Consider the following 21,943-nt stretch of genomic DNA (forward strand, 5'->3'; position numbering starts at 1 on the left):
CGGTCAGCCGGATCCCGGACTCATCCCTCGGCGATCGCCGTTCGACGCTCGAGCAGAACAGTGTCGCGCCACACGCCGTCGAGTTCGGCGATCTTCTCGCGAAGGCCGACCGTTCGAAACCCGGCCGAATGATGGAGCGAGATGGAGGCACGGTTCTCCGGGAACATCGACGTCTGCAGAGTCCAGAGTCCGTCGGCGTCGGCGGCCATGACTTGCTTGCGCAACAACGCCTTTCCGACGCCACGACCACGCATGCCGTCCGCAACGTACACGGAGTTCTCGGCAACCCCGCGGTAGCAGTCACGCTCGGAAACCGGACTCAACGCAGCCCATCCGACAACAACACCCCCGACAGTCGCCACCCATCGATGCTGCGGCAGCCACCGTTCGTGGAGATGCTCACGCGAGGGGACCTCAGCGGCAAAGGTGGCATTTCGGGTGTCGATACCCTCGCCGTAAATACGGCGAACCGCATCCCAGTCGTCGTCGATCATGGCCCGGACAGAGACATCGTCGGGCAGATCACTCGGGCAGCACGGACGCGGAGCAAGGACTCCCATCACCACATCCGCCGCCTGCGGCAAGGCAACGCAACACGTCGGACTCATCGCGACGACCGTGCTCGTCCCTTCCTTACGCATGGTCACAAAACCCACATCGGCGAGCTTGCGCAGGTGGTGCGACACCGTCGGTTGCCCGATCCCCAACGCCTCGGCGAGCGCTCCGACGGTAATACCACCGACCGCGCTCGCTACCCGGTGAAGCAATCGGACGCGCATCGGCTCGGCAAGGCAGGCGAACCACTGGGCGTAGGTATCGGCATCGCCCTGCGCGAGGACGGAAGAACGGATCTGATCCGGGTCCGAATCGCCGACTCGCACCGTCGGAGTCTGCAGCGAAGTCATCTCTCCATTATATCGACAGCTGTCGATGGTTGCCTACATTGATGATCGTCGATACAGTTCCCCGTAGATCGATAATCGTCGATGAAAGGCACGAAAATGAACCCCCTACCCGTTGTCGTGATCGGGGCCGGCCCGATCGGCCTGGCAGCCGCAGCAGAACTGCGCGAGCGCGGACTCACACCCCTTGTATTCGAGCGCGGAACCACAGCCGGTGCTGCGATCTCCGAGTGGAATCACGTTCGACTGTTCTCCCGGTGGTCCGAACTCGTCTCCCCCGCCGCGCGGCGACTCCTCGACCAGAATGGATGGAGCTCACCCGACGGGCAGACCTATCCGACCGGCCGGCAATGGCGCGAGCTCTACCTCGAACCACTCGCCTCGGCCCTCGCCGACCTGGTCCAGTTCGACACCGAGGTGATCGGCGTCGCTCGACGCGGACGTGACCTGGTCGTCGACGCCGGACGCGACAGCGAACCCCTCTCGATTCACCTGCGGCGCCGGGACGGAACCGAGGATCGGATGTTCGCCCAGGCCGTTGTGGATGCGTCCGGCACCTGGGGCACCCCGAACCCGCTCGGTGGTGAAGGTCTTCCTGCACTCGGCGAAGGCGCTGTGGGTACTGCGATCCGGTACCGGGTTCCTGATCTCGACGATCCGGCAGTGCGGGCACAGTTCGCCGGAACGCACACCGTCATCGCAGGTAGTGGCCACTCCGCGCTGACGGCGATCGTTGCGCTGTCAGGGTTGGCAGAGCAGGCTCCGAGCACCCGCATCACCTGGGCGGTCCGCCGAGGAAACATCGGCTCTGCATTCGGAGGCGGCGACGCTGACGAACTGCCCGCGCGCGGCGCCCTGGGATTGCGCGCAAAGAAGGCCGTCGAGGATGGCCTGTTGAGAGTCGTCACCGGCTTCCGCACCGCAGAGGTGACAACTACCCCTTCGGGACAACTCATACTTGCCTCCGATGCGGGTGATCGCATCGAGAACGTGGACAACGTCATAGCGCTGACCGGCTTCCGCCCCGATCTGTCCTGGCTCTCGGAAATTCGACTCGGCCTCGACCCGGTCTTACAAGCACCGGTCGAGCTTGCTCCGCTGATCGATCCGAACGTCCACTCGTGCGGCACCGTTTACCCGCATGGCGCGAAGGAGCTCCGCCATCCGGAGCCGGGGGTGTACTTGGCAGGAATGAAAAGCTACGGCCGGGCACCCACCTTCCTGGCGATGACCGGCTACGAGCAGGTTCGCAGCATCGCAGCCGAGCTCGCCGGCGATCACGAAGCAGCGGCCCGTGTCGAGTTGATCCTTCCGGAGACCGGAGTCTGCGGCGGCGCAGGCATTTTCGACGAACCTGACACATCAGAAACCGACACAGGGAAAGCCGAGGGCGGATGCTGCAGCGCCCCCGCTCCGAAACTGATCACGCTGTCTGCACCGTCCGGCAACACCTGCGGATAGAAACAGTCCTTGACGACGGAACCAGCCCGCCGGGCTGCCACATCCGGCCGAACAAGGCATGCTGATCGTGTGCATACATTCGAAGTCTGGGCGCCAACACCGGAATCGGTCCGGGTCGAAGTCGACGGCATCACGCACGAGATGGACCGGACCGACGACGGGTGGTGGCGCGCCGAGGTCGACTGCGACAACCGCGCTCGCTACGGCTTTGTCGTCGACGGTGAAACACTCCCGGATCCGCGTTCACCACGCCAGCCCGAAGGCGTGCACCTTCGCTCCCAGTTGCATCAGCTCGACGAGGCGTCCTGGACCGACTCTCAGTGGACCGGACGACAACTCCCAGGATCATCGGTCTACGAACTGCACATCGGAACGTTCACCCCCGAAGGAACATTCGACGCCGCGATCGAACGTCTCGATCACCTGGTAGACCTCGGCGTCGGCTTCGTGGAAATCATGCCGGTCAACGGCTTCAACGGAACTCACAACTGGGGCTACGACGGTGTGCTCTGGTACACGGTCCACGAGATCTACGGTGGCCCGGACGGATTGCAACGCTTGGTGAATGCGGCCCACGAACGCGGACTCGGCGTGATTCTTGACGTGGTCTACAACCACCTGGGCCCGTCGGGCAACTATCTCGAAAAGTTCGGCCCCTACATTGCCGATGGAGCGAACACCTGGGGCCGAACGATCAACATCGGCGGTCCGCAGTCGGGCGAGGTTCGCGAGTACATCATCGGCAATGCCCTGCGATGGATGCGCGATTTCCACATCGACGGTCTACGCCTCGACGCCGTCCACGCGTTGGTCGATCACACCGGAACGCACATCCTCGAGGAACTCGCCGTCCGAACGGAAACACTGTCGGCCCATCTGGGTCGACCGCTCACGTTGATCGCCGAAAGCGATCTCAACGACGCCACTCTGATCACGCCACGAGCGGCCGGCGGGTTCGGCTTGGACGCGCAGTGGGACGACGACATCCACCACACCATTCACACGGCCGTGTCCGGCGAACGCCAGGGTTATTACGCCGACTTCGGATCCTTGGAATCCCTTGCAAATACATTGCGGCGCGGTTTCTTCCACGCCGGAACGTATTCCTCGTTCCGTGGACGGGTTCACGGCCGGCCGATCGACATCACGCATCAGCCCGCCAGCGCCCTGCTCGCATACACGTGCACCCACGATCAGATCGGCAACCGCGCGATCGGGGACCGCCCGAGCGCCTATCTGACGCCAGGACAATTGGCGATCAAGGCGGCGCTGGTCCTGCTATCGCCGTACACGCCGATGCTGTTCATGGGCGAGGAATGGGGAGCGACCACGCCGTTCCAGTTCTTCACCTCGCATCCGGAACCGGAACTCGGCGAGGCCACTGCCAAAGGCCGCAAAGCGGAGTTCGCGGCGCACGGCTGGAACAGTGACGACATTCCGGATCCGCAAGACCCACAGACATTTCTGCGATCGAAACTGGACTGGGACGAGCGAGACGACGAGACACGCGCTCGCGTCCTGGCCTGCTATCGCGATCTACTTGCCCTGCGCAGGAAGCGAATCGAGATCACCGACCCTTGGCTGGGGCACCTGCACGTCGACTATGACGAGGACGACCAGTGGATCACCTTGCGCCGCGGCGCATTACAGATCGTGTGCAATCTGGGAACGGACGCGGCCTCGGTCCCTGCCGGTGGAACCCCCATCCTCTGGTGGGATCCGCCGACACAGGACGAGACCGCGTCCGCAACAGTGGTGCCGGGGCACTCGTTCGTCGTACTCGAAAGCTGACTAACTCTCGAGATTCCGGTATTAACGCTTCGCGTTCTCTGGTGTACTCCGCAGCATTCGCAACACCAATGCGGCACTGACGAACAGAACCAAAGCTGTTGCACCGGCAGCAACGTGCATACCGTCGACAAACGCCGACTTCGCGGAATCGGCAAGCACCGAACCGAGTTCACCAGGTAGGTACGTTGCTTCCTGCAGGGCACCGCCGAGCGTGCCCTGTGCAGCGTGCGCCTGATCTGCTTCGAGCATCGAGGTGTCGATTCCCTTGCGGAAGATCGCCATCACCACGCTGCCCAGGATCGCCACGCCGAGCGCGATGCCGAGTTCGTACGCGGTCTCCGACACAGCGGACGCAGCGCCGGCGCGTTCGGGTTCCACCGAGCTGACCACGAGATCCGATGTCAACGTCAACGCGACACCGACACCAGCACCGGCCAGACCGAAGCCGATCACGAACATCAACGGGCCGCTGTCGACGCCGAGCGCGAGCAGCATCGCAGCACCGATACCGGCAACCGCAAGGCCCGCGCTGAGCACGTGAGACACCGACCACCGGCGAATCAACCAGGCCGCCGCAACCGCGGTGAATGCGCTGAGCAACATACCCGGGAGCATCAGCAGGCCGGCGTCGAGCGCCGAGTTACCCAGCACCAACTGCAGGTACTGCGAGCCGAAGAACAGGACACCTGCCAGCGCGAAGATCGAGAGCAGGTTGGTGATGACGGCGGTGGAGAACGACGCGTTGGCAAACAGCTTCAGATCCAACATCGGATCCTTCAGCATCCGCTGACGACGCACGAACACGTAACCCGCCGCGAGACCAACGAGGCCGATCACCAGCAACGTGATGCTGACGCCGTGCACCACGGATTCCTTGACCGCGTACACCAGCGGCAACATGGTCGCCATCGACAGACCAGCGCTGATGAGGTCGAATCGACCCGGATTGGGGTCCTTCGACTCCGGGATCAGGATCGGGCCGAGTACAACCAGCGCGATCATGACCGGAATGTTGATCAAGAAGACCGAACCCCACCAGAAGTGCTCGAGCAACCAACCACCGACCAACGGGCCGGCCGCGGTACCGCCACCGGCCATCGCGCCCCAGACACCGATCGCCTCGGTGCGCTGACGCGGGTTGACGAAGATCGTGCGGATCAGACCGAGGGTGGCCGGCATCAGCGTTGCACCGGAAATACCCTGCAGCACGCGGGCGGCAATGAGCATCTCGGGACTGACAGCGAGAGCGGCGATGATCGAGGCGAGACCGAAGCCGACTGCGCCAATCAGGAGCAGTTTTCGCCTACCGATCCGGTCGCCGAGCGTACCCATGGTGATGAGCAGACCGGCGAGCACGAACGAATAGACGTCGATGATCCACAGCAACTGCGTGCTGCTCGGTTCGAGGTCGGCGCTGATGAACGGAAGCGCAAGATCGAGCACCGTGCCGTCGACTGCGATGAGCAACACAGCAAAGGCAAGGACTATCAAGCCCGCCCAGTCACGCTTTGTCGCCCGAACCTCGTCGGGATTGATTGCAGACGTGTGATCTGCCGACACTGACATTGCTCCCCTGCGACTTTCTCTGAGTTCTTTCGAAAAGACTTCACTGCACCGTCCAGCCGGTACAGTAGGTCTACGGTAACAGTGAACCGTCCGAGCGGTAAAGTTATTTCCGGGTAGGGTCACATCACATGGCTGCCGACACTCGCGATCGAATTCTCGACGCACTGGAGAAGCTGCTGCTGGTCAGCGGCGTTGCCCAAGTCACGCTCGAAGGCGTTGCCGCCGAAGCCGGGGTTTCCAAGGGCGGACTTCTCTATCACTTCCCCAGCAAGGAAGCACTGCTCGCGGCGATGGTCCGCAGACTCGGAGAACGCTCGGATCAGCAACTCGAAGACGCCGTAGCAGGCGGTACGACGGTCACCGAGTTCTATCTGCAGATCCCCGATGCGAACGAAAGCGAAGAACTCTCACTCTTCCGGTCGATCATCGCGGCACTGAGAACAGTCGACGGACAACACGACGAAATCCAGAAGGCCGTCACACATGTGATGCGGAGCTGGGACAAGGGCCTTCAGACCGAGATCGCCGACCCTGTGCAGGCCGAGATCATCCGACTCGTCGGCGACGGCCTGTATCTGGCGGCCATGCTCGGACTCCCCCAGCCGGATCCCGAACTGCATCGACAGGTAGTCGAGCGACTGCGGCCCTGACCGGGGGGCGTCCCTTACGTCAGATAGCGGTACGCCGGGCTTCCCGGCTCGAGCCTCTCGGACTGCATCGGCGCGCGCTCCATCCGCTCGAGTAACGCCGCCAACCCGTCGGCGGAACCGAGTTCGATACCCACCAACGCGGCACCCGTCTCGCGATTGTTTCGCTTGACGTACTCGAACAGCGCGATGTCGTCGTCCGGCCCGAGCACGTCCGAGAGGAAGCGACGGAGCGCTCCCGGTTCCTGCGGAAAGTCGACCAGGAAGTAGTGCTTGAGCCCGAGGTGAACGAGCGAACGCTCGAGAATTTCGCCGTAACGAGAGACGTCGTTGTTGCCACCGGAGATCAGGCACACGACGGTCGAGCCCGGCTCGAACGTCAGATTCTGCAGTGCCGCAACGGAAAGCGCACCTGCAGGTTCGGCGATGATGCCCTCGCTCTGATACAGCTCGAGCATCGCCGTGCAGATAGCGCCCTCGTCGATCTGATTGACGACAAACGATCCCGAACCGGACCGCGTCTGAAGTTGACGAGCCACGAGCGGCAACGACGCGTGCGACACGACGGCGGCACCCAGACGTGAAACGACCTCGTAGGGGACATCGCCGATCCTCTTGACCGCTGCTCCGTCGACAAATGGATCGACGTCGGGAAGAGTCACCGGGCCTCCGGCAACAAGAGCGGCCGTCATGGACGCCGCGCCGGACGGCTCGATCCCGACGATCGACGTCTTGGGCGATCGCTCGTGCAGGTAGGTGGCGATGCCCGCAATGCAACCGCCGCCTCCGACCGGCACGACGATCGTGTCGAGAGGGGCGTCCAATTGCGTGAGAATCTCCGCTGCAATGGTTCCTTGCCCCGCAGCGGTGCGCACGTCGTCGAACGGCGGAACCATGGTTGCGCCGGTTTCGGCTACGTCCTCCGCGGCCGCAGCAGCGGCGGCGTCATAGGTCTCACCGATCATGAACAGTTCGACAAATGCTCCACCGTGCGCGCGGATGCGATCACGCTTCTGCTTGGGGGTATTGGCCGGAACGTAGATCCGACCCTTGATCTGCATCGTTCGGCACGCGAAAGCAACACCCTGCGCATGGTTACCGGCACTGGCAGTCACTACGCCGGCACCGCGTTCGGCCTCGTTGAGCTGAGCGATCAGGTTGTACGCGCCACGAATCTTGTACGAACGAACGCCCTGGAGGTCCTCACGCTTGAGATACACGTGTGCCCCGGTCAACGCCGAAAGACGATCGCTGTACTGCAGGGGCGTCGCCGCAATGACGTGCTGAATTCGCTCGATGGCCGCGTCGATCTCCTGCGCGTCGAGCGCGGGGACGGTGGACTTCGTTACTACGACATCGGGCGAGTTAGACACCCCGCCATTTTCGCACGTCGGAGATCAACCTTCCCACCACCCCGCCCCGCATGGTCTGCGAGGCAGGGTGGCGGTAGGTCAGCCGCGCGGATCCAACTGTGAGGGACGTGGCACGTTCCGCAGATTCGACTTGGCCATCTGTACTGCCTCGCCGACGCCGCCGTTCATCACCATCTTCGACATCGCCAAAGCGAAGCCCTTCATCTGACCACCGGTGATGGTGGGCGGCAACGACAATGCCAACGGATCGGTCACCAGATCCACCAAGGCCGGACCGTCATGATCGAGCGCGGCGCGTAGGCCCGCTTCGATGTCCGCAGGATTCTCGATTCGGCGCGAGAAGATACCGAGCGCAGCAGCAACCGCCGCGTAGTCGACCGCGGGCACGTCGACCCCGAAATCCGGAAGGCCGTCGACCAGCATCTCGAGCTTGACCATTCCGAGCGTCGAGTTGTTGAACACCACGATCTTGACCGGCAACTTGTACATCGCGACGGTGACCAACTCACCGAGCAGCATCGACAATCCACCGTCGCCCGACACCGAGATGACCTGACGCCCCGGACTCGACCATGCAGCACCCATCGCATGTGGGAGCGCATTGGACATCGATCCGTGCAGCGCCGAGGAGATGAAGCGTCTCGATCCGTTCGGATTGAGATAGCGCGCCGTCCACACGTTGCACATCCCGGTGTCGGCGGTGAAGATTGCGTCGTCGGCCGCCAGATCGTCCAAGATCGAGGCCGCATACTCGGGGTGAATCGGCGTCCGCTGCTTGACCGGATCCGTGTATGCACCAACCACTTTGGTCATCAAAGTGTTGTGCTTGGCGAGCGTATCCTCCAGGAACCCGCGGTCGGTCTTTCGATCGAGCTGCGGAATCAGTGCGCTCAAGGTGCTCGCGACGTCGCCGTGCACAGCCAGGTCCAGGCTGGTTCGACGCCCCAACCGCTCGGCCGCGATGTCGATCTGAGCAGTGCGAACGTCGTCGGGCAAGAACTGATCGTAGGGAAAGTCCGTACCGATCAGGAGCAGGAGATCGGCGCCGTGGATACCGTCGTGCGCCGCACCGTAACCGAGCAATCCGGTCATCCCGACGTCGTATGGATTGTCGTACTGGATCCATTCCTTGCCACGCAGTGAATGCCCGATGGGAGCGCCGACGGTTTCGGCCAACGCCAGAACCTCCGCGCGCGCATCTCGCACGCCCGCGCCGGCGAAGATCGCAACCTTACGCGAGCCGTTGATCACATCTGCCAACGCCTTGACGTCACCGGCATCCGGAACGACTGTCGGCCTTCGCGTTTCGACGAGCGTCGGCGGAGTGCCCTCGGCCGGGCAGTCGGCGATGTCCCCGGGAAGCACGATCACCGAGACGCCGTTTCGAGCCACCGAATGCTGAATCGCCGACTGCACCACGCGTGGTGATTGCACTGGGGTGCTGACGAGTTCGGTGTAACTCGAACATTCGATGAAGATCCGCTCGGGATGCGTTTCCTGAAAGTAGCCCATTCCGATCTGGGCGCTGGGGATGTGCGAGGCGATCGCGAGGACCGGCGCGCCCGAACGATGAGCGTCGTACAGGCCGTTGATCAGGTGAAGGTTTCCGGGGCCGCAGGATCCGGCACACACTGCGAGTTTTCCGGTGATCTGGGCATCCGCTGCGGCCGCAAACGCAGCTGCTTCCTCATGCCGGACGTGTATCCAATCGATTCCGCCCTTCTCGGAACCACCGGTGCGACGAACCGCATCGACGATGGGATTGAGACTGTCACCGACAATGCCGTAGATCCGACTGACACCCGCGTCAACGAGCTGCTGAACCAATTGATCTGCAACGGTTTTCGGACTCATCAGACCTCCATGACACACTCACGGGAGTCGGGATCGCCGACCCCCGGGAGTGACGATTTACTTGTGATTGATGCAGCGCTTCTTGTGGAATGCGGGGTTACTTGGGTTCGAGCACGAACACCGGAATCTCACGATCGGTCTTCGTCTGATAATCGGCGTAGTCGGGGTACGCAGCGACAGCGCGCTCCCACCAGACCGCCTTCTCGTCGCCGGTGACTTCCCGAGCAACCAGGTCGAAGACCTGCGTCGCGTCACGCAGCGTGACGTGCGGGTCGGCTTTGACGTTGTAGTACCAGACCGGATTCTTCGGGGCGCCACCGAGCGAAGCCACAACGGCATACGAACCGTCGTGCTCGACCCGCATCAGCGGCGTCTTCCTGACCTTGCCGGACTTTGCGCCGATGGTCGTGAGAACGACGACGGGCATGCCGTTCATGTCGTTTCCCTCGGTGCCACCGGAGTTCTCGATGCGTGCGACCTGATCGGCGGCCCACGACGCTGGACTGGGTTCGTACTCACCTGTGATTGGCATGTGTACCAGTGAACACCCACTCGAGCACCTTGGCCACCGAACCACGCCGACCAGGCCTGTCGCCCGCGGACTTCCCTGGTTGATCGATTAAGTGAGCTGCCGATCAATAAAGTTCGCTTGCCCGAACTCTCATCTCTGGCTACTCTGAAACCACAGCTTCGAACAGCCGTATCAGAAAGGGACGAGATGACCACCGCAGATATCTCCACTCGCGAATCACGCCCCTCCCCCGACTATTGCGTCGATCTGGCCGGAACTCGGTGGCCGCTGTACAAGATCGAAGCTCTCGTGGTCGGGTTCGTGCTGTTCGTCGTCGCCGGTGCCGTCACGCAGTCGATGCAGGTGGCCGTACTGACTGCCGCAACGGCCGCTGTAGTCACGTGGTGGGTACGGCGCGTGCACTACTCACACACCACCTGATCACCGCACTCCCCCGAACTCCCGCGAACCACGAAGGGACCTTGCTGCATCAGCAGCAAGGTCCCTTCGTTCGGCTCAGGTCCGCTCGGCGGTCAGACCGTCAGGCAACTCGGTCCGAGCAATGCCTTCAGGTCGCCCATCAGTGCCGAGGACGGTTCGACCCGAAGGACGTCGTCGACCTTCCACAAGCTGATTTCGGTTCCGCCAATCAGTCGGACATGGACATCGGACGTCCCCGGATGCCTGGTCAACACCTGCTTGAGAGCACTGAGCTTGTCCTTGGTGCATTGCCGAAGCGGCAGCGAGACCGACAGCGGACGCGCAACCCCTATCGCCGAAATATCAGGTACCGCAAGGTCGTTGCCGATCAGTGACATCCGATCGTCTCGGATCGAGACGCGAGCCTTGACCAACACGATGGCATCCTCGGCGATGTCCATTCCGTACACGGCGTACGCCTGCGGGAAGAACAGCACCTCGATTCCACCCACGAGATCTTCGAGCTGCACGATGCACCAGGTCAGACCGTTCTTGTTGACCCGGCGGTCCACCGAGGCGATGATGCCGCCGAGAGTTACCTGGGCACCGTCCTGGACGCCGCCTTCGAGTATCGCGGCGATGGACGTGTCGGACTGCTGGCGAAGAATGTGCTCGACGCCGTTGAGCGGGTGACCGGAAACGTACAGCCCCAGCATCTCTCGTTCGAGCGCCAGGCGATGCTTGGAATCCCACTCTTCGTCAGGAATCTTGACGTCGAACACCGAGGTGATCGACTCGTCCGCCTCGGCACCGCCGAAGAGGTCGAACTGTCCGATCGCCTCCGCCTTCTTGGTGCTCATCACGGAATCGATGGCGTCGGCATGAACCAACATCAGGCCCTTGCGCGGATGACCCAACGAGTCGAAAGCACCGGCCTTGATGAGCGATTCGGTGACCTTCTTGTTGCAAGCCATCGCGTCGATCTTGCCGAGATAGTCGGAGAAATCTGTGAACTTCGACTTCTCGGTGCGCGCCTTGATGATCGAGGCGACGACGTTGGCGCCGACGTTGCGCACCGACCCCATACCGAAACGGATGTCGTCGCCGACGGTCGCGAAGTCGACGCGTGACTCGTTGACGTCCGGCGGGAGAACGGTGATACCCAACTTGCGGCAGTCGGCGAGATAGATCGCGGACTTGTCCTTGTCGTCACCGACGGAGGTCAGCAGACCCGCCATGTACTCGGCCGGGTAGTTCGCCTTGAGGTACGCAGTCCAGTACGACACGAGTCCGTAGCCGGCGGAGTGCGACTTGTTGAACGCGTAGCCGGCGAAGGGAAGGACCGTGTCCCACAGCGCCTTGATGGCGGCTTCGCTGAAGTTGTTGTCCAACATGCCCTGCCGGAAGCCGGCGTAGGCCTTTTCCAGCTCGGACAGCTTCTTCTTACCCATGGCGCGACGCAGCAAGTCGGCCTGGCCCAGGGTGTACCCGGCCACCTTCTGCGCCAGTTGCATGATCTGCTCCTGGTAGATGATCAGGCCGTATGTCTCCGAGAGGATCTCCGCGAGCGGCTCCTCCAATTCGGGGTGAATCGGCTTGACGTCTTCCAAGGCGTTCTTGCGCTTGGCGTACGAGATGTGGGCGTCCACACCCATCGGTCCCGGTCGATACAGCGCCAAGGCGGCGACGATGTCGCCGAATCCGGTGGGCTGCATCAGTTTCAGCAACTCGCGCATACCGCCGCCGTCGAGCTGGAACACACCGAGAGTGTCGCCGCGGGCGAGCAGTTCGTATGTTGCCGCATCGTCCATCGGCAAAGTGTCGAGGTCGAGGTCGATGCCGCGGTTGGCTTTGATGTTCTCGAGCGTGTCGCCGATGACCGTGAGGTTTCGCAGACCGAGGAAGTCCATCTTGAGCAGGCCGATGGCTTCACACGAGGGGTAGTCCCACCCGGTGATGATGGCGCCGTCCTGGGCGCGCTTCCAGACCGGGATTGCGTCGGTGAGCGGTTCGGACGACATGATGACCGCGCAGGCGTGCACACCGGCGTTACGGATCAGCCCCTCCAGACCCACCGCAGTCTTGTAGATCTTCGCGACGTCCGGGCTGGAGTCGATGAGTGCTCGAACCTCGACGGCCTCCTTGTACCGCTCGTGCTTCGGATCGGTGATACCGGAGACAGAGATGTCCTTGGCCATGATGGGCGGCGGGAGTGCCTTGGTGATCTGATCGGCGATGGCGAAGCCCGGCTTGCCGAACTGGACGCGAGCCGAGTCCTTGATGGCAGCCTTGGTCTTGATGGTGCCGAAGGTGATGACCTGGGCGACCTTGTCGTTGCCCCACTTGTCCGTCGCGTAGCGAACCATCTCGCCGCGACGGCGATCATCGAAGTCGATATCGATATCGGGCATGGACACACGCTCGGGGTTGAGGAATCGCTCGAACAGCAACCCGTACGGGATGGGGTCGATGTTGGTGATACCCATCGCGTAGGCCACCAACGAACCGGCAGCCGATCCACGGCCGGGCCCGACACGGATCCCGACGTCCTTGGCGTGGTTGATCAGGTCGCCGACCACGAGGAAGTAGGCCGGGAAGCCCATTTCGTTGATGACGCCGATCTCGTAGTCGGCGCGGGCGAGGTACTCCTGCGGCGGTCCGCTCGGGAAGCGGCGATCGAGTCCGCGCATCACCTCGGCGCGCAGGAAGGTCTGCTGCGTGTGTCCCTCCGGGACCGGGAAGATCGGCATGCGGTCGTGGAACGCCCACACGTCCTCGTACGACTGCACACGCTCGCCGATGGCAACGGTGTTGTCGCATGCCCCCGGTACCTCGTTGTCCCAGATGGCGCGCATCTCGGCAGCGGACTTGAGGTAGTAGCCGTCGCCGTCGAACTTGAAGCGAGTGGGGTCGGAGAGCGTCTTGCCGGTCTGAATGCAGAGCAGCGCCTCGTGATTCTCGGCGGCGTCCTTGGTGACGTAATGGCAGTCGTTGGTGGCAAGTGGCGGAATACCGAGTTGCTTGCCGATGTCGAGCAGACCCTCTCGCACACGGCGCTCGATCGAGAGACCGTGATCCATCAGTTCGAGGAAGAAGTTGTCCGGGCCCCAGATCTCCTGCCACTTCGCGGCAGCTTCGAGAGCCTCGCGATCGTGGCCGAGACGAAGGCGGGTCTGGATCTCACCGGACGGGCAGCCCGTGGTGGCGATGATGCCCTCGGCGTGCGCCGCGATGAGCTCCTCGTCCATGCGAGGCCACTTGCCGAGCTGTCCCTCGATGGACGCGAGAGAAGACAGCTTGAAGAGGTTTCGGAGTCCGGTCGCGTTCTCGGCCACCATCGTCATGTGCGTGTACGCACCGCTACCGGAGACGTCGTCGGACTTCTGGCTTCGATCGCCCCACAGAACTCGCTTTGTGTTGAAGCGGGATTCGGGTGCGATGTACGCCTCGATGCCGATGATCGGCTTGATGCCGGCGCTCTTTGCCTCGTTGTAGAACTGGCTGGCGCCGTACATGTTTCCGTGGTCGGTCATGCCGACTGCGGTCATTTCGAGACGAGCGGCCTCCTCGAACATGGCGCCGACCTTGGCCGCACCGTCGAGCATCGAGTACTCGGTGTGATTGTGAAGATGTACGAACGAGTCAGCCACGTGCGCCTCTCTGAAGGTCTGGGAGCGAGATCGAGTGTATGCCGCGCTGCCGACACGACCGGCGACCGACGTAGCGGAGTCGCCGTGCGCCGCCTCCGGTCACGTAACCGGAACCTCGGGTTCGGCGCTCGACCTCACCGAACGCCGCGAACGTCGACTGGCGACGAAGGTGTCTGTCGTGAAGATCACCAGTGCAGCCCAGATCAGAACGAAGCCGATCCACCGTGACGCCGGCATGTCCTCGTGCATGACGGCCACACCCCACGCCATCTGGAGCGCCGGGGTGAGGTACTGCAGCATGCCCATCGTCGCCAACGGAACTCTCTGAGCGGCGACGCCGAACAGGAGCAGCGGCAGCGCGGTGACCGGGCCGGCGGCAAGCAGCAACAGGCTGTGACCGGAACCGCTGCTGATGAATGCACCGGCCCCGGTCAGGCCGAGAAACACGAGGTAGCCGACCGCGAACGGTGCGGCAACGACTCCCTCGGCAGTCAAACTGGTTCGAGGATCGAGCGGAACCACCTTCTTGACCAACCCATAGGTGGCAAACGAGCCGGCGAGCAGCAAAGCGACGATCGGAGGTTTCCCGAAGTCGACCGTGATCACGACAACTGCCATGGCAGCGAGAACGAGCGCGGCGATCTGGGCGGGACGCAATCGTTCGCGGAAGATCACGACGCCGAGCAGAACGGTGACCAGCGGGTTGATGAAGTACCCGAGAGCCGCCTCCACGACGCGGCCTGACACCACGGCATAGATGTACGTCCCCCAGTTCACGGCGATCGCCGCTGACGCCGCGGTCACCAGCAGCCAGGTGCGTGCGCTGATTCCGCGAAGCGATCCGAGGCGGCCGGCAAAGGCCAACACGATCAGCATCAACAGAAGGGTCCACACCACCCGGTGCGCCAGGATCTCGACCGGATCGGCGAAGTCGAGTAATCCGAAGAAGGCCGGGAACGTTCCCCACAACAGGAAAGCCGCCACACCGTAGAAGATCCCCGAGGACGAACGGGACTCAGCGCGTTCGTCCTTGTTCACAGAACCGGAGTTCACGGGACCGGTCCGTCGTCGGGGCCGGGAGCAACGACGTCCACGTACTCCGGCAGCAAGGGACGGACGGCCGCCAACCACGGCGAGGCGTCGGACGGCAACGCTTCCACTGCACGGACGTTCGAGTCATGTTCGACCGCTTCGAGTCCTTCTGGAGTAGCTCGCACCAGCACGCCCACCGCGCAGGCGCACCCGCCGGACAATCGCTTCGCCGACGCGAGCGCCACCTGTTGCTGACGATCGGTGTCGCCGCCGAGCGAGACCAGTCGCGTGGCTGCAACCCCGGGCGATCTGCGCACTGCTTCGTCGTTGTCGGGAACGGGCACCGACATGAGCGGCGTCTGGACGCGCTCGATCGGAACTCGGAACATGACCCTGGACACGCGAACGCCCGAGACCTCAGCGCCCGGCACCTGAACACTGCTGGTCGTCGTCATGACATCGTCGACGGTGAGTGCCTTCGTGAACGAGACCAACGCCCACACCGGCCCGTCGACCGACGCAACAGAATCTCGCGCTCGGTCGAGGTAGTCCGGGACAGCTTCCCCGCTGTCCGGACCCAGAGTGTCCGTCCGGATCGGCGGGGTCGGCACGGGATTCGCGAACCCCACGCCCACCACCGCCGCCACACCGACCACCACCGCGACGACGGCCGGCGCGGGGGTAAGCCCGCGCGGTGTCATGAGGACCGGAGAACTTCGAGTGCGTGTTCGAGATCCTTCGGGTACTTGCTCTTGATCTCGACCCAGCGACCGTCCGCCGGATGTGCGAATCCAAGAGACACGGCGTGCAGCCACTGGCGCTCGAGGCCGAGCCTTTCGGCAAGTCGAGGGTCCGCGCCGTAAGTCAGGTCGCCGCAGCACGGATGGCGCAACGCCGAAAAGTGGACACGGATCTGGTGTGTGCGACCGGTTTCGAGGTGCACGTCCAGCAGACTCGCTGCCTGGAACGCCTCGATGGTGTCGTAGTGCGTGACGCTGGGCTTGCCGTCGGCCGTGACCGTGAATCGCCAGTCGTTCCCGTGATGGCGTCCGATGGGCGCGTCGATCGTTCCGCTGCTCGGGTCGGGGTGTCCCTGCACGAGAGCGTGGTAGCGCTTGTCGATGGTCCGCTGCTTGAAAGCGCGCTTGAGCAACGTGTACGCGCGCTCGGATGTGGCAACCACCATGACACCCGACGTTCCGACGTCCAGGCGGTGGACGATGCCCTGACGCTCGTGGGCACCGGACGTCGAGATGCGGAAACCGGCCGCGGCAAGTCCGCCGATGACGGTCGGTCCCGTCCACCCGACGCTGGCGTGCGCGGCAACTCCGACGGGCTTGTCGACTGCCACGACGTCGTCGTCGGCGTAGAGGATCTCCATTCCCTCGACCGGTGTCGCTTCGATGGTCAGGGGCCGCGGCGGTTCGGGCAGGACTACCTCGAGCCACGACCCTGCGGTCAGACGATCGGACTTGCCGACGGCCACACCGTCGACGAGTACCGAGCCTTCTTCCGCGAGTGTCGCGACCACGGTGCGCGAGAGTCCGAGAAGGCGCGCGAGGCCGGCATCGACGCGCATGGCATCGAGACCGTCGGGCACGGGCATCGAACGGGATTCCCTCACTTGGTTTCTCCCTCGGCTGCAGCCTTCGATTCGGTGAGCTTCTTGTCGTCCGCCTTGTGATCACGCAGGCGTTCACCGTTGGGTTCGAAGCCGAACAGTGTCAGGACGACGAGCAGAATCGCGCCACAGACGATCGCGGAATCCGCGATGTTGAACACCGGCCACCAGCCGACGGAGACGAAATCCACCACATGTCCGCGCATGATTCCGGGAGAGCGGAAGAATCGGTCGACGAGGTTACCCAGCGCGCCGCCGAGAACGAGGCCGAGACCGAGCGCCCACCACGGTGATCGGAGCGTGCGACCGATCTTGATCACACCGATGACCACACCGATTGCGACGAGAGTGAGGATCCACGTCATCGACGTCGCCATCGAGAACGCTGCCCCCGGATTGCGCACCATCGTGAATGTGACCACGTCACCGATGATTTCGATCGGCTGCCCCGGTTTGACCGCGGCGACTGCCCACACCTTCGTGAGAATGTCCGAGAGCAGGATGACAGCGGCGATGGCAATGAGCATGGTCAGCCGGCGGGGCTTTTCGACCGGCGCAACCGCCAGGTCACCGTCTTCCGATTTCACGGCTTCCGGTTTCACGGTTTCGGGCTCGTCGGCCTTCGAGATTTCGGTAATCGGCTGATCCTCCGCGTTGACATCTCGGTCTGGGTGGTCTGTACTCACGCAACCATCATCCCTCATGTTCACCGCACCGGGTCACGCACTCTGCAACTGCGGCTAGCCTGGAGCGCGTGCCACTGCTGTCCACGACCGGCCGACGCGTTCCGTTCGCCCTCGCTGCCCTCGCTCTCACCACCGTTCTCACCGCTTGCGGCGACTCGGATCAACCTCCGAACACCCCGACCTCCTCGCCGAGTGAGGTGACTGTTCCGGTGACCGCCGCGACGGTCGAAGTTCTCGAGGCGGGAAGCGAGCCGCGCGAGGTTTTGCGTACGAACTTGCCTGTCGGCACCACGCAGACGGCGACGCTCGTCACCCAGGCCGTCGTGAGTCAGCAGATCGATCAACAACCGGCGCAGGATTTCTCTTCGCCGGAGATCACGATCCCGCTCTCGGCAAACGTGACCGCTGACGATCCCACCGCAGTCGTTGACCTCACGCTGTCGTCGATGACCTCGCCCGATGCAACGCTGCAGGCTGCGCTGAGCGGGGCCGACGGGTCTGCGGCCGGATTGTCGGTCACGGATTCGGGCGCCATCACCGCCCTACGGTTGAAGCCCTCCGCCAACTCGGCCAATGCTGCCCGCGCTGCAATCGAACAAGCGCTGGGCCAAGCGGTCTACCGGACCGTCGCACTCCCCGACGCTCCGGTCGGTGTCGGCGCACGTTGGGTGGTTCGGCAGCAAGTCAGCAGCGAAATCCTGCTCGATCAGACAACCACCGTCACGCTCACCGCGCGCGAGGGCAATCGGCTTTCGCTCGCGGTGGACGTATCGCAGACCCCGCAGAGCCCGGTCTGGAACCTGGCCGGTGACGCCGGAACGCTGAACATCGATCAGTACGTCATGGCCGGCTCCGGAAACCTCACCGTCGACCTCTCACTCCCCTTGCCGATCGACGGACAGATGACCGTCGGCGGCGACCAGGCATACGGCGACCCGGACAGCTCCTCGGTGATCCGGCAGACCATCTCCAACAGCATTCGGTGGGAATCGTGACACGCCGGTCGCTTCTCGCACTTGGTCTGACCGCAACGGCGGCACTGTTCGTCGTGACCGGTTGCGGCTCGGACGACTCGCCTGGTGCCGACACGACTACGCAGGTTTCCGCCCCACAGGTCGGCTTGGCGCCGTTCACGGCTGCTCCGGCCGCACCGCTGAGCGGGGCGCCTCTCGACCGTGACGGCCTGCAACGAGCCGCGCTCACCCTGTCCGAGCTACCTGCCGACTTCGACGTAGTTCCCGACCCGGTCGACGACCTCGGCCTCGCACCGGCGCCGGAGAATTCGGAGGCGGACAAGTCGAGCACCGACCCCGCCGTCTGCGCCCAGGTTCTGGCGTCGATAGCCACCCAGGCTCCCGGATCGGTCGCCGACCTCTCCGACATGTTCACCGGCCCCGATTTCACGAGCATCGATCAGGACTCTGCTTCGTACGCCGACGGCACCGCGGCAGCAGCAGCTTTCGAGAAACTTCAGACCACGCTGGCCGGGTGCGCGGAATATTCAGGAACCGATGCCGACGGAACGACAATCACCTATCGCGTCGGCGGAGCGTCGGACCCGAACATCGGCGACGCGTCTTTCGCTTTCCGAATCATCACGGAGAGTGGCGGTTTCACCTTGGTTGCCGACGCGATCGTGGCCGCAGTCGGGACGACGTTGACTCAGCTGTCCGCGACGGCGCCGAGTCCGATCGCCCCCGATGTTCTCCACTCGATGGCATCGGCCGCCGCCGATCGCCTGCGCGCCCAGTCACCGTAAACAGTTCGGCCGGAAACACTCTCGCGAACCTCCGGACTATGTTCTTGTGAATGGAATTGCCTCGCTGACGCTTCTGTGGTCTGTCAGCGCTCGGAAGATCGCTGTCTTCGGCCTTGGAACACGAAAAGGACGGCGGCGTTCGCAGAGCGCCGACAGCCCTCGATTCCGTTCCGTTCACCGGCACCCTGGCGAGCGTGCGAATGCATCTACGACCGCAGTGAACAGCACCGTCTCGAACATCTACGCCGAGCAGGGAATGTCAATTGGTGACGGCCACCGCGCCCGCGTCGACCAACTGGCCGTTAAGGCTCGCAAAATATCGGCTCGATGTCCGCACGCGCCGGCGTATCGAGATCAGGGTGCCACATTCGGCAGGCGTCATTATGCACACGTGCTCACGCTCGGCGAATCCGCGGCCGGCGGCGTACAGCTCGCCAACCTGGGTACGGGCCCATGCCTCGGCCTGTTCCGTCTCCGGCTCGTGTACCCAGTAGATCGCAAGGTACGAACCGTCCGCGATCTCGGCCGCGACCGGTCCGCTCGCCGGGAAGCGCAGGTCTTTGAGTCGCATCGGCGCCACCCAACGGCGACCTGCGAACCAGCCTGGACCGATCATGCAGCCCGAGTAGATATGCTCAGTCGGGATGTAACCGGTCTTTTCCAGGTAAGGCAGGTAGACGTACGACTCGACGTCACAGCGCACACCCGGGTACCGATTCCAATACCAGGTGCCGCCGAAGTCCGTTGCGACATCAAGAATCTTGAAGTTGGTGACACCGACTTTCTTCAGTTCGACGCCAGCACTGATACCCATGAAGCCGGCGCCGACGATGAGCACGTCGAGATCGGCGGTCAACGGCGGTGCGGTGCGAGAATCGCTCGCATTCGGATCGCTGTCGAACGATGCGAAAGTACCTTCGAAATCAATCGCCTGAACGGTGTCGGCCCCGGTATTCGGCAGACGTTTGTCGCGCTCGGCCGCGTACTTCTCCCGAAACGATTCGAGATCTTCCACCTTCCGTTGTGATACCCAGAGGTGCGGATCTTCTCGCACAGGTTGCCTTCGACAGTCGCGGAACCGATACGGTCCGGCAGATTTCCACTACTGCCGGACCGCCTCGGCACTGGGTCCGGCTCGCATCATGGATCCGACTCAACTTGTACACCAACTCAATTCATACACAGACAGTCGATGAAAGAGTGGCCATTCGCGCCTACGAAGGCGGGGACCGGAACCCGAGGGTCATGCCCCCGCGCGCACCACCGGGGGCATCGGATAGGTGCCGTCGATCAGCTGCGCCAGGGGGCCGTAGAAGCGAGCCGCAATCCGGAAGCCATCCGTCGCGGAGACAGGAAGCCAATTCCTGGCAAGATCAGAATCAGAGGGTCGCTCAGCCTGGAGGTAGAACGTCAACTTCCCGTCCCGAACGGCGTATTCTCCGGCTCGCGCGAGGTAACTCGTTGCGCTGTAACGGTTCTCAGAGTTTTCGATAAAGTAGCCCTGAGAGTCGTATACCGGGAGCTCCCAGAACTCGGTGACCGGCGGCAAATCCTCCACGTCGAATGTAATGGTGTAGCAGTTCGCACCATCGAGAGGGAAACCCTCGGCGTCGTCGAACAGGTAACCAATTGTGTGGGACTGAAAGGGCACTGGGGTGCCCCACGCCACGTCGTTAGCACCAGCTTTGGCACGGTAGTCGAGATCGTCGTAGAAAAGGCTGGATTGCAACTTCCACCCGCTCATATCCACCTGCGTCTTCTCGAATGCCTGCCTGGCATCGGTCCGCGCCCGCGCGAATCCGCGATCGATCACCTCGCGCTGTTCATCGGTGATCTGCGAGGGGTCGAAGCAAGTCCCCGGACGCAACCCGAGCCGAGCGAGATTCGCGAGGGCTTCCCGCTCCTTTACCGAATCCGACCGGCGAGTCATGGAAGGATCGTTGATTACCAAACTCAGGAGCTGTAGATAGTCGATCGCGGTCATCGACTTTCCGATGTCGGCAATCAGGTCCATCCGCGGAAACGTGGCGTAGTCGGACTTGACAATTGGCTGATCCACGAGGTCCGGAACGCGGCCACCGCCGGCGTGCCACAGCGAAAGTGGAGCCGCGCGGACGCCCGTCACCGCGGCCCGTGCACCGGCCAGGTCCTGCTCAGTTCGACTCGTCACTGCCACGCGAATAGTGAGCACGAATGCATCGGACGGTGATCGCACGACCTCAGTGCCAGCGAACCCGGCAGGTAGGAGGCCTCTCCACCTCGGACCAACGATCACGTATCGCTGCGGCCCATTTCCGGTGAATTGCGATCCGGCCATGAAGAACCAGTCAATGTTCGGGCCAAGTGCCTGAATACTCCAGTACCGACCGTCAGCTACGCCCGGAGCTTCGATGACGACCGGATCGTTCGACAAGTCGAACATCCCACCGGAATAGAGCGTCGAGGCATTTACTGTCGTGGCGATGCGAACCTTGGCGTCGAACAAATCGAGGATCGGCTGGAGACGATTGAGCCCGCGATATGCCGGCTGCCCCTCCAAACCCGTGTAGACGTGCCGCAATTCGTAAAACCCGGCAAGATGTATGCCCCAGTCGAAGGCATCGGCGATCAGATCGCTGACATCGTCGACACTCAAAGACTGGTCGATCATGGTGGTCATCAAGGAACTCC

At 63.1% G+C, this 21,943-nt stretch carries 18 protein-coding genes; 6 read left to right on the forward strand and 12 right to left on the reverse strand.

What is annotated here, in order from left to right:
- Positions 1 to 20 precede the first annotated feature (20 nt).
- Positions 21 to 905, reverse strand: coding sequence for a metalloregulator ArsR/SmtB family transcription factor (locus ACBG85_RS16445; RefSeq protein ID WP_042921823.1), 885 nt, complete (start codon positions 903 to 905; stop codon positions 21 to 23).
- 96 nt (positions 906 to 1,001) lie between these two features.
- Here ACBG85_RS16445 and ACBG85_RS16450 point away from each other — a divergent pair, with 96 nt between their 5' ends.
- On the forward strand, positions 1,002 to 2,363 hold the full coding sequence (locus tag ACBG85_RS16450; protein WP_372024038.1) for an NAD(P)-binding domain-containing protein: 1,362 nt from the start codon (positions 1,002 to 1,004) through the stop codon (positions 2,361 to 2,363).
- Between the two features lie 69 nt (positions 2,364 to 2,432).
- Positions 2,433 to 4,154, forward strand: coding sequence for a malto-oligosyltrehalose trehalohydrolase (gene treZ, locus ACBG85_RS16455; protein ID WP_003941746.1), 1,722 nt, complete (start codon positions 2,433 to 2,435; stop codon positions 4,152 to 4,154).
- Between the two features lie 21 nt (positions 4,155 to 4,175).
- On the opposite strand, the gene ACBG85_RS16460 is transcribed toward treZ, so the two are convergent.
- A complete protein-coding gene (locus ACBG85_RS16460) occupies positions 4,176 to 5,720 on the reverse strand; it encodes an MFS transporter (RefSeq protein WP_007733146.1) in 1,545 nt (514 codons plus the stop codon).
- A gap of 128 nt (positions 5,721 to 5,848) precedes the next feature.
- Here ACBG85_RS16460 and ACBG85_RS16465 point away from each other — a divergent pair, with 128 nt between their 5' ends.
- Positions 5,849 to 6,370, forward strand: a complete 522-nt coding sequence (locus tag ACBG85_RS16465; RefSeq protein WP_007733148.1) for a TetR/AcrR family transcriptional regulator — start codon at positions 5,849 to 5,851, stop codon at positions 6,368 to 6,370.
- 14 nt (positions 6,371 to 6,384) lie between these two features.
- Here the strand turns inward: ACBG85_RS16465 and ilvA are convergent, their stop codons facing one another.
- The 3 genes from ilvA to ACBG85_RS16480 form a co-directional block, all read right to left on the reverse strand.
- A complete protein-coding gene (gene ilvA / locus ACBG85_RS16470; protein WP_007733150.1) occupies positions 6,385 to 7,740 on the reverse strand; it encodes a threonine ammonia-lyase IlvA in 1,356 nt (451 codons plus the stop codon).
- Between the two features lie 78 nt (positions 7,741 to 7,818).
- Positions 7,819 to 9,594: a pyruvate dehydrogenase gene (locus ACBG85_RS16475; RefSeq protein ID WP_372024040.1), complete on the reverse strand. Its 1,776-nt coding sequence runs from the start codon at positions 9,592 to 9,594 to the stop codon at positions 7,819 to 7,821.
- Between the two features lie 97 nt (positions 9,595 to 9,691).
- Positions 9,692 to 10,126: a nitroreductase family deazaflavin-dependent oxidoreductase gene (locus ACBG85_RS16480; protein ID WP_003941666.1), complete on the reverse strand. Its 435-nt coding sequence runs from the start codon at positions 10,124 to 10,126 to the stop codon at positions 9,692 to 9,694.
- A gap of 186 nt (positions 10,127 to 10,312) precedes the next feature.
- On the opposite strand from ACBG85_RS16480, the gene ACBG85_RS16485 reads away from it, so the two are divergent.
- Positions 10,313 to 10,546: a hypothetical protein gene (locus tag ACBG85_RS16485; protein WP_372024042.1), complete on the forward strand. Its 234-nt coding sequence runs from the start codon at positions 10,313 to 10,315 to the stop codon at positions 10,544 to 10,546.
- 92 nt (positions 10,547 to 10,638) lie between these two features.
- On the opposite strand, the gene dnaE is transcribed toward ACBG85_RS16485, so the two are convergent.
- The 5 genes from dnaE to lspA all read right to left on the reverse strand — a co-directional run bounded on the left by dnaE (position 10,639) and on the right by lspA (position 17,514).
- Positions 10,639 to 14,175 carry a DNA polymerase III subunit alpha gene (gene dnaE / locus ACBG85_RS16490; protein ID WP_003941755.1) on the reverse strand — a complete coding sequence of 1,179 codons (3,537 nt, stop codon included), beginning with the start codon at positions 14,173 to 14,175 and terminating at the stop codon, positions 10,639 to 10,641.
- 99 nt (positions 14,176 to 14,274) lie between these two features.
- Complete coding sequence (gene rarD / locus ACBG85_RS16495) at positions 14,275 to 15,228, reverse strand: EamA family transporter RarD (protein WP_372024044.1); 954 nt, start codon at positions 15,226 to 15,228, stop codon at positions 14,275 to 14,277.
- Positions 15,225 to 15,908, reverse strand: a complete 684-nt coding sequence (locus ACBG85_RS16500; protein WP_372024046.1) for a hypothetical protein — start codon at positions 15,906 to 15,908, stop codon at positions 15,225 to 15,227. Before ACBG85_RS16500 ends, rarD begins: the two co-directional genes overlap by 4 nt.
- A complete protein-coding gene (locus ACBG85_RS16505) occupies positions 15,905 to 16,831 on the reverse strand; it encodes an RluA family pseudouridine synthase (RefSeq protein ID WP_007733161.1) in 927 nt (308 codons plus the stop codon). Before ACBG85_RS16505 ends, ACBG85_RS16500 begins: the two co-directional genes overlap by 4 nt.
- The gene (lspA, locus tag ACBG85_RS16510) at positions 16,828 to 17,514 is read right to left on the reverse strand and encodes a signal peptidase II (RefSeq protein ID WP_003941684.1); all 687 of its coding nucleotides are present in this window, start codon (positions 17,512 to 17,514) and stop codon (positions 16,828 to 16,830) included. Before lspA ends, ACBG85_RS16505 begins: the two co-directional genes overlap by 4 nt.
- 68 nt (positions 17,515 to 17,582) lie before the next feature.
- Between lspA and ACBG85_RS16515 the strand changes: the two genes are divergently transcribed.
- Both ACBG85_RS16515 and ACBG85_RS16520 read left to right on the forward strand, forming a co-directional pair.
- Positions 17,583 to 18,509, forward strand: a complete 927-nt coding sequence (locus ACBG85_RS16515; RefSeq protein ID WP_003941753.1) for a hypothetical protein — start codon at positions 17,583 to 17,585, stop codon at positions 18,507 to 18,509.
- A complete protein-coding gene (locus tag ACBG85_RS16520) occupies positions 18,506 to 19,273 on the forward strand; it encodes a sensor domain-containing protein (protein WP_372024048.1) in 768 nt (255 codons plus the stop codon). Before ACBG85_RS16515 ends, ACBG85_RS16520 begins: the two co-directional genes overlap by 4 nt.
- 259 nt (positions 19,274 to 19,532) lie before the next feature.
- Here ACBG85_RS16520 and ACBG85_RS16525 read toward each other — a convergent pair whose 3' ends face one another.
- Together ACBG85_RS16525 and ACBG85_RS16530 are read right to left on the reverse strand one after the other, a co-directional pair.
- A complete protein-coding gene (locus ACBG85_RS16525) occupies positions 19,533 to 20,327 on the reverse strand; it encodes an NAD(P)-binding protein (RefSeq protein ID WP_372024050.1) in 795 nt (264 codons plus the stop codon).
- A gap of 189 nt (positions 20,328 to 20,516) precedes the next feature.
- Positions 20,517 to 21,932 carry a DUF1254 domain-containing protein gene (locus ACBG85_RS16530; RefSeq protein ID WP_372024052.1) on the reverse strand — a complete coding sequence of 472 codons (1,416 nt, stop codon included), beginning with the start codon at positions 21,930 to 21,932 and terminating at the stop codon, positions 20,517 to 20,519.
- Positions 21,933 to 21,943: the final 11 nt, after the last annotated feature.

Origin of the sequence: Rhodococcus sp. NyZ502, assembly GCF_041464245.1 — a bacterium.
Classification (GTDB): Bacteria; Actinomycetota; Actinomycetes; order Mycobacteriales; family Mycobacteriaceae; genus Rhodococcus_F; species Rhodococcus_F qingshengii.